The organism is Pseudomonas sp. PvP028, from assembly GCF_017832255.1.
Lineage (GTDB): Bacteria > Pseudomonadota > Gammaproteobacteria > Pseudomonadales > Pseudomonadaceae > Aquipseudomonas > Aquipseudomonas syringae.
The window spans coordinates 3,206,203-3,219,614 of sequence record NZ_JAFIBL010000001.1 but is presented as its reverse complement, the minus strand read 5'-3'; the positions used below and the strand labels follow the sequence as shown (position 1 = coordinate 3,219,614).

11 protein-coding genes are annotated in these 13,412 nt (G+C 59.0%); 6 read left to right on the top strand and 5 right to left on the bottom strand.

Features of this window, described 5'->3' with window-relative positions; genetic code table 11:
• Window positions 1-2: 2 nt before the first annotated feature.
• Together JOE34_RS14305 and JOE34_RS14300 are read right to left on the bottom strand one after the other, a co-directional pair.
• A complete protein-coding gene (locus JOE34_RS14305) occupies window positions 3-1,520 on the bottom strand; it encodes an aldehyde dehydrogenase family protein (protein WP_003424894.1) in 1,518 nt (505 codons plus the stop codon).
• A gap of 3 nt (window positions 1,521-1,523) precedes the next feature.
• Window positions 1,524-2,414 (bottom strand): NAD(P)-dependent oxidoreductase, encoded by an 891-nt coding sequence (locus JOE34_RS14300; protein WP_122242824.1) that lies wholly within the window; start codon window positions 2,412-2,414, stop codon window positions 1,524-1,526.
• 161 nt (window positions 2,415-2,575) lie between these two features.
• Here JOE34_RS14300 and JOE34_RS14295 point away from each other — a divergent pair, with 161 nt between their 5' ends.
• The 3 genes from JOE34_RS14295 (at window position 2,576) to JOE34_RS14285 (ending at window position 6,092) form a co-directional block, all read left to right on the top strand.
• Window positions 2,576-3,481: a LysR family transcriptional regulator gene (locus JOE34_RS14295; RefSeq protein WP_003314770.1), complete on the top strand. Its 906-nt coding sequence runs from the start codon at window positions 2,576-2,578 to the stop codon at window positions 3,479-3,481.
• Between the two features lie 105 nt (window positions 3,482-3,586).
• Window positions 3,587-4,822: a zinc-dependent alcohol dehydrogenase gene (locus tag JOE34_RS14290; RefSeq protein WP_024663545.1), complete on the top strand. Its 1,236-nt coding sequence runs from the start codon at window positions 3,587-3,589 to the stop codon at window positions 4,820-4,822.
• A gap of 322 nt (window positions 4,823-5,144) precedes the next feature.
• Complete coding sequence (locus JOE34_RS14285; protein WP_209996005.1) at window positions 5,145-6,092, top strand: IS110 family transposase; 948 nt, start codon at window positions 5,145-5,147, stop codon at window positions 6,090-6,092.
• A 228-nt stretch (window positions 6,093-6,320) separates the two neighbouring features.
• Here the strand turns inward: JOE34_RS14285 and JOE34_RS14280 are convergent, their stop codons facing one another.
• Complete coding sequence (locus JOE34_RS14280; RefSeq protein ID WP_122242826.1) at window positions 6,321-7,052, bottom strand: aspartate/glutamate racemase family protein; 732 nt, start codon at window positions 7,050-7,052, stop codon at window positions 6,321-6,323.
• A gap of 10 nt (window positions 7,053-7,062) precedes the next feature.
• Window positions 7,063-7,782 (bottom strand): GntR family transcriptional regulator, encoded by a 720-nt coding sequence (locus JOE34_RS14275; RefSeq protein WP_029572137.1) that lies wholly within the window; start codon window positions 7,780-7,782, stop codon window positions 7,063-7,065.
• Window positions 7,783-8,127: 345 nt separating this feature from the next.
• Between JOE34_RS14275 and JOE34_RS14270 the strand changes: the two genes are divergently transcribed.
• From JOE34_RS14270 to JOE34_RS14260, 3 genes are all read left to right on the top strand, one after another.
• On the top strand, window positions 8,128-9,579 hold the full coding sequence (locus JOE34_RS14270; RefSeq protein ID WP_017278369.1) for an NCS1 family nucleobase:cation symporter-1: 1,452 nt from the start codon (window positions 8,128-8,130) through the stop codon (window positions 9,577-9,579).
• A 289-nt stretch (window positions 9,580-9,868) separates the two neighbouring features.
• Window positions 9,869-11,944 carry a PAS domain-containing sensor histidine kinase gene (locus tag JOE34_RS14265; RefSeq protein WP_029572136.1) on the top strand — a complete coding sequence of 692 codons (2,076 nt, stop codon included), beginning with the start codon at window positions 9,869-9,871 and terminating at the stop codon, window positions 11,942-11,944.
• A 1-nt stretch (window position 11,945) separates the two neighbouring features.
• Window positions 11,946-12,308: a hypothetical protein gene (locus JOE34_RS14260; protein WP_080267332.1), complete on the top strand. Its 363-nt coding sequence runs from the start codon at window positions 11,946-11,948 to the stop codon at window positions 12,306-12,308.
• Between the two features lie 33 nt (window positions 12,309-12,341).
• On the opposite strand, the gene JOE34_RS14255 is transcribed toward JOE34_RS14260, so the two are convergent.
• The gene (locus tag JOE34_RS14255; protein ID WP_017278366.1) at window positions 12,342-13,325 is read right to left on the bottom strand and encodes a GlxA family transcriptional regulator; all 984 of its coding nucleotides are present in this window, start codon (window positions 13,323-13,325) and stop codon (window positions 12,342-12,344) included.
• Window positions 13,326-13,412: the final 87 nt, after the last annotated feature.

Below are 13,412 nucleotides of genomic sequence, written 5' to 3'. Positions count from 1 at the left end.
GCTTACTCCAGACTCGCGCCGTAGCCAAAGCTGGCGGCTGGCTTGGCGGCGGTTTCAACCCAGACGCTTTTCACTTCACTGTACTCGCGCAGGGCATCCAGACCGGAAGACCGGCCATAACCACTCTCACCATAGCCGCCGAACGGCGAACTGACGTGAATAGTCTTGTAACCGTTGACCCAGAAGGTCCCGGCCCGCACTTGTCTGGCAACGCGGTGAGCGCGGCCGACATCGCGGGTCCAGACACCACCGGCCAGGCCGAAACGGCTGTCGTTGGCGATGCGGATCGCATCCTCTTCGTCCTTGAATGGAATCGCCACGACCACCGGGCCGAAGATTTCTTCCTGCGCGCAATAAAGCTCGTTTGAGCCTGCCAGAACGGTCGGGTTGATGTAGTAACCGGGCTTTTTCGGGATCGGATCAGCACGCTCGCCCACCAGCTTCGCGCCGTCTTTGAGCGCTTGCTCGACCATGTTTTTCACGTGATTGTATTGCTTGGCGTTGTTGATCGGGCCGATCTGGGTTTCAGGGTCGCTCGGATCACCGACCTTGAACTGCGTCGCAGCCACCGCCAGGGCATTGGTGAACTTCTCGAAGATCGACTCCTGCACCAGCAGGCGCGAACCGGAAACACAGCTCTGCCCGGCTCCGGAAAAGATCGCAGCCTGGGCACCGCGCAAGGCGACTTCCAGATCGGCGTCGTCGAACACAATGTTGGCCGACTTGCCGCCCAGTTCCAGCACCGCAGGAATGCAACGCTGCGCTGCCGCCACGGCGATATGCCGGCCAGTGGCGGGTGAGCCGACGAACACCACCTTGCGAATGTCAGCCTTGGCAATGAACGCCTGGCCGATGGAATGACCGAAACCGGCAATCACGTTGACCAGCCCTTTCGGCACGCCGGCCCGCTCGATCAGCACGCCGACCATCAGCGAGCTGAGCGGGGTCAGTTCCGACGGTTTGAGAATGACCGCGTTGCCCGCTGCAATTGCCGGGGCGATCTGCCAGCCGCAAGTGAAGATCGGCGCATTCCAGGGGGTGATCTGCAACACCGTGCCCAGTGGTTCGTAGGTCACGTAGTTCAGGTGCGTGGTCGGCACCGGGATGATCTCGCCGTGCAGCTTGTCCGCCCAGCCGGCGTAATACTCGAACATCTCGGCCACTTTGAGTACTTCGACACGGGCATCGCGGATCGGCTTGTTGGCGGTCAGGGATTCGATCTGCGCGAGGTTTTCCAGCTCGTCACGAATCAGATTGCCCACCTGATACATGGCGCGGCCACGTGCCTGAGCGGTCAGTGCCCACCATTGTTGTTGAGCAGCCCTGGCGGCCTTGTCGGCCACTTCGACCAACGACTCGTCGGCGTCCGGAAAACTCAGCAGCAGGCTGTCGTCATGGGCATTGCGCACTTCGACGGGCGCGCCGTGACCTTCGATGAACTGGCCGCCGACGTAGCTGGCGATGACACTGCGATCGCCCCAGTAAGGACGCATCAGTTCGAGGATTTTTACAGTGCTCATCGCTTATTCTCCATGACCGTAAAGTTTGCCATCGGTGCGTTGCACGATGGCGCAGAAGTCTTCGTTGTCCGCCAGGGTTTCACTGCTGGCCTGCCACAACTGGGCGACGACGCGCGAAAGCGGCAGGTCCATGTCCAGGCTGTCCGCCAGATCGCTGGCCAGGCCGACGTCCTTGCGCATCAGGCCCATGGTGAAACCGGAGTCATACGCTTTGTTGAGTACCCAGGTCGGGAACATGACTTGCGTGGCACCACTGCGCCCGGAACCGGCATTCAGGCCCTGCAGAAGTTTTTCCGGATCGACCCCTGCACGCGCGGCCATCGCCACGGCTTCGGCAGTGCTGATCAGGTGACAGGCGGCGAGCATGTTGTTGGCGATCTTGGCGACGTTGCCTGCGCCACATTGCCCGACATGCACGCGTGTCCCGCTCATGCCTTCCAGGACCGGCATGGCGCGCGCCAGGTCAGCGTCCTCGGCACCGATCACCATCGACATGGTGCCGGTGGCAGCGCCTTTCGGGCCGCCAGACACCGGCGCGTCGATGAATGCGATGCCGTTTTTCGCCAGTTCGGCGGCGACCTTGCGGCTCATTTCCGGCGTCGACGTCGTGGTATCGACAACGATAAGGCCCTTGCGCCCCATCTCGTTGATGCCACCCGCGCCGAGGCACACCGATTCCACGTGCTCGGCCTTGGGCAGCGAGAGGATCAGAATGTCCACGCCTTGAATCAGTTGCGTGCGGTCGGCAACCGGCTTGACGCCCTTGCTTTCGGCCAGGGCCAGCGCGGCCTGCGACAGGTCGAAGCCGCTGACATCAAAGCCCTTGCCCGCCAGGGTGGCAGCCATGCCGCCACCCATGTTGCCCAATCCGATCACACCTGCTTTCAAAGTCATGTCTGCATCCCGATCAAAGATTTTGTACGAATTAGAGGATGACGCTGCGAGCCCTATCGGCCTGCAATGCGCTGATGATTCGAGTATGGACAGCGCTCTCCCCTCTCAGCAATAATCCAAAAATCGAATTTATGTTGCCTTTAGCGCAACACTGGAAGCCCATGAGCCTCGTTCAAGATCGACGCATCCTGTATTTTTTCGAAGCCGTCCGATTGGGCAGCGTCCGGGCTGCCGCCGACTTCCTCAACGTTGCGCCTTCGGCGGTGAGCCGTCAGATCGCGCAACTGGAACAGGAGCTGGGCTCTCCCCTGCTGGAGCGTCATCGACGCGGCGTCAAACCGACCGAGGCGGGCGACAAGGTGCTGGCCTACTACCGCCAGCGATTGACGCAGCAGGAGGTTTTGCTGGATTCGATTCAGGCCTTGAAAGGCTTGCACAGCGGCTCGGTGACACTGGTCTCCGGGGAGGGTTTTCTGGAAAGTCTCGCGCAGCCGCTGGCCCGGTTTTCCGAGCTGTACCCCAGGATCGAACTGATCGTGAACGTCTGTGGCAGCAACGAAGTGATTCGCCAGGTGGTCGAGGATGAAGCGCACATCGGTCTGGTCTTCAACCCGGCTGCCGACCCGAAAATCCGCTCGCATGCGCATCAGCGTCAACCGGTCTGTGTGATCACTGCGCCAGATCATCCGCTCGCCGAAGAACCTGGCCCGATACAGCTGCGGGCACTTGAAGACTACCGTGTCGCCCTGCCAGCCGTGTCTTACGGTATCCGCCAGATTCTGCTGCAAGCCGAGCATCAGTTGGGCATCACCGTGCAGCCGACGCTGACCTGCAGCACCTTCGCGATGCTCAAGCATTTCGCCATGCAGGGTGGCGTCACGCTGCTGCCGACCTTTGTCGTGGAGGAAGAAATAAAGGCCGGAAGATTGCGTGCCCTGCCCTTGCAGCATGAGGTGTTCAGCAGCCCGCAGACTCACCTGATCAGCCGATTGGGCCGTCAACTGAGCGTCGGCGCCAATCGCCTGATGGGCATGCTGTTGCAGGATATGACAGCATTCCGCAACTGACCTACCGTTAGTCCCCACGTCAAGCAATCGCGCTGAACCAACAAAAACCTCATGGTTCATCTTCAGTAACGGATCGGAATTTTCTGCTACCACTGAGGATTAACCATGAGAGCTTTGACTTACCACGGCGCGAACAGTGTGAAGGTCGATACAGTGCCGGACCCTGTGATCGAGCAAGCGGATGACATCATTCTGCGCGTCACGGCGACCGCTATCTGCGGTTCCGACCTGCACTTGTATCGCGGCAAAATCCCTACGGTTGAACACGGCGACATTTTTGGTCACGAGTTCATGGGCGTCGTGGAAGAAACCGGCTCGGCCGTCACGGCTGTGGCCAAAGGCGATCGCGTGGTGATCCCGTTTGTCATCGCCTGCGGCAGCTGCTTTTTCTGCAACCTCGACCAGTTCGCGGCCTGCGAAACCACCAACACCGGACGTGGCGCGATTATCAACAAAAAGTCGATTCCACCAGGAGCGGCGCTGTTCGGCTTCAGCCACCTGTATGGCGGCGTCCCGGGCGGCCAGGCTGAATATGTGCGAGTGCCCAAGGCCAACGTCGGCCCGTTCAAGGTGCCAGGCACGCTGGCTGACGAGAAGGTTCTGTTCCTCTCCGATATTCTTCCCACCGCCTGGCAGGCTGTACTCAACGCCGGGATTGGCCAGGGCTCGACGGTTGCCATTTACGGCGCTGGCCCGGTCGGCCTGATGAGCGCAGCGTGCGCAAAAATGCTCGGTGCCGAGAAGATCTTCATGGTCGATCACCACCCGTATCGTCTGGCTTATGCGCAGAAAACCTACGGCGTGATCCCGATCAATTTTGATGACGACGATGACCCGGCCGACACGATTATTCGCCAGACCGCCGGCATGCGCGGTGTGGATGGGGTAGTGGACGCAGTGGGTTTCGAGGCCAAGGGCAGCACCACTGAAACCATTCTCGCCACGCTGAAACTGGAAGGCAGCAGCGGCAAGGCGTTGCGTCAGTGCATCGCGGCGGTAAGACGCGGTGGCGTAGTCAGTGTGCCAGGGGTTTATGCCGGGTTCATCCACGGCTTCATGTTCGGCGATGCGTTCGACAAGGGCCTGACCTTCAAAATGGGCCAGACCCACGTGCATCGCTTCATGCCTGAATTACTGGAGCATATCGAGGCCGGCCGCCTGGAACCCGAAGCCATCATCACGCACCGGATGTCACTGGAAGATGCGGCGAAGGGCTACAAGCTGTTCGACAAGAAGGAAGAGGATTGCCGCAAGGTCATCCTGACGCCTGGCAACAACACCATTGTGGTGCCGGATGACACGACCGAAGCCTTGGTCGGGGGTGGCGTGCCGGCTATGTAAGTTACGGGCTCGCCTTTGATTCTAGCTTAAGGCCGCAGGAGCGAACGTGTTCGAGAACGGTATTGCAGACGATGTATGTTCATCGTTCACACTGCCCCCTTCGCGAACAAGTTCGCTTGTATGGTAAGACTTGAAGGGAGGAGGAGGGACTTAGTTCGCTTCTGACTGTTCGCGCAGTACAGACCCGTAGGAGATTTCACCCCTCCTCCTTTCACCCAAGCGCCGGTAAAGAATGCTTAAGGCTCACAACCTACGATAGAAACAAGCCTGCGCCTCTGGGTGGCCCCTTCAAGTCTGTAAACCTTATCCCCGAGGAGGCGTTATGGCAATGCGGGTTACTCTGGAAAAACCGATCATCGGTGTAGATGTCGCCAAGAATGAGCTGGTGATCTACCACGATCAATATGATCGACTTGAGGCAATCCCCAATACCAAAGTCGCCATCACACAATGGCTGAAGGCCTTGGCGAGCAGCTGCGCCATCGCCATCGAAGCCACTAACGTCTATCACGTCCTGTTCGCGGATGCGGCCCACGAAGCAGGCTGTGACGTTTATATGGTGGATGGCTATCAGCTCAGTCATTACCGTAAAGGCGTCAACATACGCGCCAAAACCGATGCCCAAGATGCTCGTTTGTTGGCCCGATACCTGAAAAACGAGCTTGATGAGTTGCGGCCCTGGATACCTGCGAGCCCGCTTTATCGGCAGCTTCTGAGCCTGTTCCGACGTCGTGCAGCCTTGGTTCAGGCTCGTACTGGCCTGGTGCAAAGCTGGACCAACGAGCCTTTTCTGAGAACAGCGTTCGCCAATCAGGTCAACTCGATGAAACGATTTGAGGCGCTCGTTGAAAAGAAGATTCGCGATGTACTGCAGGAAGCCGGTCTGATGAGGCAGGTCAACCGCTGTATGAAAGTAGAAGGGATCGGCTTTCTGACTGCAGCTCGCTTGGTCACTTCTTTTCAGCGAGGCGAGTTCAGCGGAGCGAACGCCTTTATCGCGTTTCTTGGGCTGGACCTGAAAGTATCCAAATCAGGGCAAAGTGATGGACCTCGTCGATTGACCAAACGCGGCGATCCAGAAGCCCGACGGTTGCTGCACAACGCGGCTATGTCCGGGAGCCGTACGCCGGCCTGGAAGCCTTTTTATGAAGAGCAGAGAAAGCGTGGCTTTACTACAACTCAAGCGCTGGTCATGCTCTCCCGAAAGTTGGCTCGAGTAGTCTTCGCTCTGTTAAAGAACCAGAGCGAATATCAAACAAAAGTGGCTTGAGGGCTTTCCCAAAACCATAGAATCTCCTACGCCCTGCGGGCAGAAGCCTGAAAACGGTGTTTCAGACGATGTATGTTCATCGTTCATGCCACCCCTTTCGCGAACAAGTTCGCTCCTACGCCCTGCGGGCAGAAGCCTGAAAACGGTGTTTCAGACGATGTATGTTCATCGTTCATGCCGCCCCCTTTCGCGAACACGTTCGCTCCTGCGCCCTGCGGGCAAACGCCATCACCGACTCATGTAGGCAAACCGGCCTTTGAACGGTTTGCCGATGGGGTCGGCCAGGTCGCCGTGTTTGCTGGTGGTCAGGCCCAGATCCACCAGTGATTCGGCCAGTTTCACCGCCGCTGCCACGCCGTCGATGACCGGCAGGCCGATCGCTTCACTCAACTGCCTGCCCAGATCCGCCATGCCGCCGCAACCCAACACAATGGCTCCCGCCCCTTCTTCGTCACGGGCGCGCCAGGCCTGTTCGGCCATGCATTCGATGAGCTCCGGTCCGCTTTCCTCCAGCGCCAGCACCGGCAGATCGATACAACGCACCGATGTGCACAACTCACTGAAGCCATAACGCTGCAACAGATGCTCGGCAATGATCCGCGTGCGGGTCAGCGTGGTGACCACGGCGAAACGGGTGGAAATCAGGCTGGCCATATGAAAGGCCGCTTCAGCGATGCCGATCACCGGGGCGCTGGCGTACTCGCGTGCCGCCAGCAGGCCAGGGTCGCCGAAACAGGCGATGATGTGCGCGTCGACCTGTTGCTCGCGCCCCTTGCGCACTTCTTCGAGCACGCCCAGCGTCGCTATCGCCTCATCGAAATGGCCTTCGATGGACACCGGGCCATCCGCCGGACTGCAGGCGATGATCTGCGTGCCTGGGCGCGCCACGGCTTGCGCGGCCAAGCCGATCTTGTGGGTCATGGCTTCGCTGGTGTTGGGGTTGATCACTTGAATACGCACCGGGACTCCTTCAGCGCCGTTTGAAAATGCTATGAAAATCCACTGTCTCGCTGACCGGCGCATCCACATTCAGGCTGGCACGGATGCGGCGCAAATGCTCGGCCATCCAATCGCGCGCCTGTTCGCCCTGTCCGCTTTCGAGCAAGGCCAGCAAGTCGACATGCTGGCCACAATCACAGCCGACACTGCGTCGCGAGCCGTAGACCGCCACAATCAACGACGACCGCGTGGTGAGCTGCGCGACTTGTTCGGTCAACACCTGATTGCCCGCCAGCGCGCTCAACTGCACATGAAAGCGCGCCGACAGTTGAATCGCTTCGCTGTGGCGCCCGGCGTGTTGCGCCTCATGCTCCTGATCGCAAAGCGCGCGCAGTGCCTCCAGACGCTGGCCGCCGACTCGCGTGGCGATATCGGCCATCAGCGCGGGCTCAATCAGTTGCCTGGCACCCAATACGTCCTGTGCTTCCTGAGCCGAAGGTTGCGCAACCTCTGCGCCGCGCTTGGGCCGTAGGGTAACCAGTCGCTCCAGCGCCAGACGCTGCAAGACCTTGCGAATACCGGTGCGGCTGATCTCGAATACGTCGGCCAGGGCGTCCTCGGGCAGGCGTGTTCCCGGAGCGAGCCGGTGTTCGACGATGGCTTCCAGGACATGCTGGTAAATCTGTTCATCACGGCCCTTTTCATCGGTAGAAGGCGTGAGAAACAACGGGGCACTGTCAGGTCGGATCATGGCTTCACATCACATTGGCATTACAGATCGTATACAAGAATAGTGCCTGATGCGGAACATGATGAGTAGCGCAATTTGATTAACAGGCCAGATAGCCACTCAACTGAAAACGAATTAATCGCACCGTAAATGAGCAAAAGCGCCCTGTTTACGTGCACTTCAAGCACCTGCTCGGACTTTCCTGATTTACCCGCCCGCCTGAGTAGAAACGTCCTAAAACAAGACTCGCAGCCATTCCCTACCAACGAGAAAATCGTATGGCACATGTTTTGCGTACACGATCGTATACAAAAAAATCATCGATCGTACTCCGATCCCGTCACGACACACCGAGGGAGTCACGCAATGACAGATCAACGCCCAGCCGGGTACAGCCCGCGTCTGCACAACCACGATCTGGGGCCGGTGCCGCAGAAGTGGACCTGGTACAACATTCTGGCGTTCTGGATGAGCGACGTGCACAGCGTTGGCGGCTACGTTTTCGCTGCCAGTCTGTTCGCCTTGGGACTGGCCAGTTGGCAGGTGCTGATCGCGCTGCTGGTGGGGATCTGCATCATTCAGGTGATCGCCAATCTGGTCGCCAAACCCAGTCAGCAAGCCGCCGTGCCCTACCCGGTCATCTGCCGCCTGGCCTTCGGCGTCTTCGGAGCCAACATTCCCGCCATCATTCGCGGGCTCATCGCCGTGGCGTGGTACGGCATTCAAACTTACCTGGCGTCCAGCGCACTGGTGATCGTGGTGCTGCGTTTCTTCCCGGAACTGGCCGCGTATCAAAGCGTGATGTTTCTCGGTCTGTCCTGGCTCGGCTGGTTCGGCTTTCTCGCGTTGTGGGTGGTGCAAGCCGCGGTGTTCTGGACAGGTATGGAATCGATAAGGCGCTTCATCGACTGGGCCGGCCCGGCCGTGTACGCGGTGATGTTCGCGCTGGCAGGCTGGATTGTCTGGCGCGCGGGCTGGGACAACATCAGTTTTACCCTGGCTGAAAAGGAGTTGTCCGGCTGGGCGGCGTTCGGCCAGGTGGTCATGGCCATTGCTCTGGTAGTCTCGTATTTCTCCGGGCCGACGCTAAACTTCGGTGATTTCAGCCGCTATTGCCGCAGCATGGCCGACGTGCGCCGCGGCAATTTCTGGGGTTTGCCGGTGAATTTTCTGGCGTTCTCACTGGTAACGGTGGTGATTGTTTCAGGCACGTTGCCGATTTTCGGTGAGATGATTCACGACCCGATCGCGACCGTCGCGCGCATCGACAACACCACGGCCGTGCTGCTCGGTGCCTTTACTTTTGTGACCGCGACGGTCGGCATCAACATCGTCGCCAACTTCGTTTCCCCCGCCTTCGACTTCGCCAACGTGGCGCCCAGCCGCATCAGCTGGCGTGCAGGCGGCATGATCGCTGCGGTGGCGTCGATCTTCATCACACCCTGGAACCTGTTCAACAACCCGGAAGTGATTCACTACACCCTGGACGTGCTGGCGGCCTGCATCGGCCCGCTGTTCGGCATCCTGCTGGTGGATTACTACCTGATCAAGAAGCAGCAGATCGATGTCGACGCCCTGTTCAATGACACGCCGAGCGGGCGCTACTGGTACACCAACGGCGTGAACTGGATCGCGGTCAAGGCATTGCTGCTCACCGCACTGGTCGGTCTGTGCTTCACCTTTGTCGAGTGGTTCAAGCCGATTGCCAACTTCGCCTGGTTTACCGGCTGCATCTTGGGCGGCGCAGTGTTTTATGCGCTGACTCGCTGGTCACCGGTACAGGCTGCCAACCTGCCTGCGCCTGTCGGACAGCATTGAGGTGTTGGCAAGACGCTAAGTACTTGAATGAAACCAGCGCTTTCAGGTGATTCGCCAGCCCCGGCATGACCTGGAAGCGTTGCCCTGCCTGCTCCGCTGAAGCTTGCGCGCGCCTCAAATGATATTATTTTAATATCACCCCTACCTGAATCATGAAATGATCGAGTGTCACTGATCGCTTTGTCAGGCATCAGGCACAAAATAGAATAAATTTTGTACAACTTTCAGGCCGCTGCGCTGCCCTATGACTGAGTCTTTGTGAACCAGGCGTTCAAGTGGGTCGATAGTGATGAGCAATGATGTTTATGGCGGCAGGCCATTCGCCCCCCAGCCCCCCCTATCCTCGGCGCAGGACGCGGCCGAGCGGCTGCAACTCACCCTCGATTCTGGGGCAGTTGTCGGCACTTGGGTGTGGGACATCATTGCCGATCAACTGACCGGCGATGAGCGTTTTGCCCGGACCTTCGGCTTGTGCCCGAAGCTGTGCGCCAAAGGTTTGCCACTGGAACTGGTGATTGCCTCCATTCATCCTGACGATTCGGCCAGAGTCGACAAGTCGATCGAGGAGGCGCTGCAGAGCAGCGAAACCTATCGATGCGAATACCGGGTTCTGCATGAAGACGGCATTTATCGCTGGATCGAAGCCAGCGGAAAAATCGAGCGCGACAGTCGCGGTAAACCTGTCCGCAGTCCGGGTGTATTGCTCGATATAGACAGCCGTCGTACTGCCGAAGAAGAGCGCGACCGGCTCAACGAGTTGTTGAGAATATTCACCGCTGCCGTTCCCGGCGTGGTCTACGCCAAGGATCTTGAGGGCCGCATGCTCGTTGCCAATCGTGGCACCGCTGACCTGATCGGCAAACCGCCCGAGTTTTTCATTGGCAAGACGGACCTCGATTTCCTGGATGACCAGCAACAGGCGCGGATCCTCATGGAAACCGACCGCCGGATCATGCAGAACAATGTCAGCGAACAGATCGAAGAACAGGTCAATCTGGCTGATGGCTCTGCAGCGATATGGCTCTCGACCAAAGCGCCCCTGCTCGATGAAAACGGCGAGGTGATCGGTCTGATCGGCTCATCCATCGATGTCACCGCCAGAAAAAAAGCCGAAGAGGCGGTCAGAGAGCTCAACCAGACACTTGAACAGCGCATCGAACAGGCGGTTTTCGAACGCGAGCAAATTGAAGATGCCCTGCGCCACTCGCAGAAGATGGATGCCGTCGGGCAACTGACGGGGGGCATTGCCCATGACTTCAATAATTTGCTGGCTGGCATTTCCGGCAGCCTGGAACTGATCACCAAACGCTTGGCCCAGGGCCGCGTTGGTGACGTCGACCGTTACGTGTCGGTCGCCCAGGGCGCGGTACGCCGCGCGGCGTCGCTGACTCACCGCCTGCTGGCGTTCTCTCGACGCCAGACACTGTCGCCGAGAGTCACCGACGTCAACGGCTTGATTCATGACATGGAAGAGCTGATCGCTCGTACCGTCGGCCCGGAGATAGACATAAAGGTCGTTGCGCAGAATGACCTGTGGCCCGCGCTGATCGATCATGCCCAGCTTGAAAGCTCGCTGCTGAACCTGTGCCTGAACGCCCGTGACGCGATGCCCAACGGCGGACGCATTATCATCGAGACCGCCAATGCGTCCCTTGAAGAGTGCACCGACCCGGACCACGGTATTCCCGCCGGCGAGCACCTGAGCATCCGCGTGACCGACACGGGCATCGGCATGAGCCCGGACATCGCCGCCAAAGCCTTTGAACCGTTCTTCACCACCAAGGCCATAGGTGCCGGCACCGGTCTCGGGCTGTCGATGGTGTATGGCTTTGTGCGCCAGTCCGGGGGGCAGATTCGCGTCGAGTCGATCGAAGGCCAGGGCACCAGCGTGGTCATGCACCTGCCCCGCCACACCGCTGAAAACGCTCCCCGCCCCGTCGAGCCGGAAGTTATCGAAGAACCGCCGCATCACACCGGCGAAACCGTTCTGATCGTGGACGACGAACCCTCGGTGAGGATGCTCGTCGCCGAAGTCATCAGCGGTCTGGGCTACAACTGCCTGGAAGCGGCAGACGCACAATCAGGCTTGCAGATCCTGCAGTCGGACACACGCATCGACCTGCTGATCAGTGACATAGGTTTGCCAGGCGGCATGAATGGCCGGGAAATGGCCGATGCGGCCGGTGACTGTCGACCAGGCCTGCCGACCCTGTTCATCACCGGTTACGCCAAGACGTCGGTGCTGGACGATTGCCACCTGCGACCTTGCACGCAAGTGCTGACCAAGCCGTTCGGGCTGGACGCACTGGCCGGACGGGTGACAGGCCTGATCGGCGCTGACGCGGTCGCCCGCGGATATTCGTAGGGTGAATCCGACCACGCCAGATGGTCGGTATTTTGTGGTCAAGGGGCAACTCTGGCGATGCTCCAATCCCTTTTTGAGCGACGACGTCCGCCAGCATCTGGTGGATGAGCTGATGGCTGCGCGTCGTGCAGTCAAAGCCGCCAAGGCATCCGAAGACCCCGCAGCCCTGAAGGTGGCTCGTGCCAGTGTCGACAAGGCCAAAGTTGCACTGGGCGAGCGCGGTGAAGTCTGGTGGACCGATGGCGCTGAGGATTTCAATCGGCGCAAGGTTAAAAACACGCCTTATGCACAGTGGTATGCAGAGCATGAGGCGTCGGAAAAACAGGCAAGCGGTGAGTCCGCACTTTCGCGCCACAACACGTGATGATCAACATCATTGTGCTGCTCGCTCACTCGCTTATTTGACACGCCTTTTCTCTGCAGAGGGGCGATAGCCGAAGTAGGAGCTGTAACACTTGCTGAAATGGCTCGGCGATACAAAGCCGCACGCCACCAGCACTTCGGTTTGAGACAACTCGGTGTGCTGTAGCAACCGCCGAGCTTCGGTGATGCGAAGTTCCAGATAATAGCGCTGTGGTGTAGTGCCTAATTGCTCTTTGAACAATCGCTCGAGCTGACGTCGCGAACGCCCTCCATAAACGGCCAGTTCTTCCATTTCCAGAGGCTCCTCCAGATTGGACTCCATGAGTCCAATCACTTCGCGCAAAGGAGCGCTTACGGACAGTAACGGCGAGGTTTTGATACGCCGGTATCTGGACTCTTCGAATGAGAGGATGTCTTCGATACCTTCTACCAGCGCCTTGCCATGCAGACCTTTGATCCACTCCAACGCCATATGATAAGCGCCTGTCGGACTTGATGCGGTCAGTCGGTCCCGGTCTGCGACATGCGCTTCACTGGTGACCTGGCCCACGCTGGCAATTTCCGCAAGAGCGGGTCGATGCTCCGGGTGAATCGCGCATCGGTAGCCATCCAGCAAGCCGGCCCGCCCCAGGAACCAGGCACCATTCCATAATCCTGCCAAGGTTACACCCTGAGCAGCAGCGTCGCGCAATAAGCGGATCAGGTTATCGCTTGCCTTCAACTCGGTGCGATAGCCTCCGCAGATGACCAACAGGTCCAGTCCTGCAAGGCTGTCACGCCCAAACAGATCGTCCGGGCGAATCACCAGCCCAAGATCGCTGACCACCTCGCCTTCGCCAAGACCCAGCGTGATGGTCGAAAACAGATCTCGTCGCAGCAGATTGGCCGTGACAATGGCGTCCAGCACCTGGGTGAAAGCAGGTAACGAAAAATGCTCCAGCAGAAGAAAACCGGCACACGTTTGCCGTGTGGACTCAGGCTGTTCCTCTTTCAGAAAGCGAAGGTTTTTCCCTTGCATTGCGTCGCTGAATTTACGCCTGGCGATCACTTGAAACCTCGCTTGATTCACGCCAATTGAGAACCACTCTTGCCGATGTACCCGCAG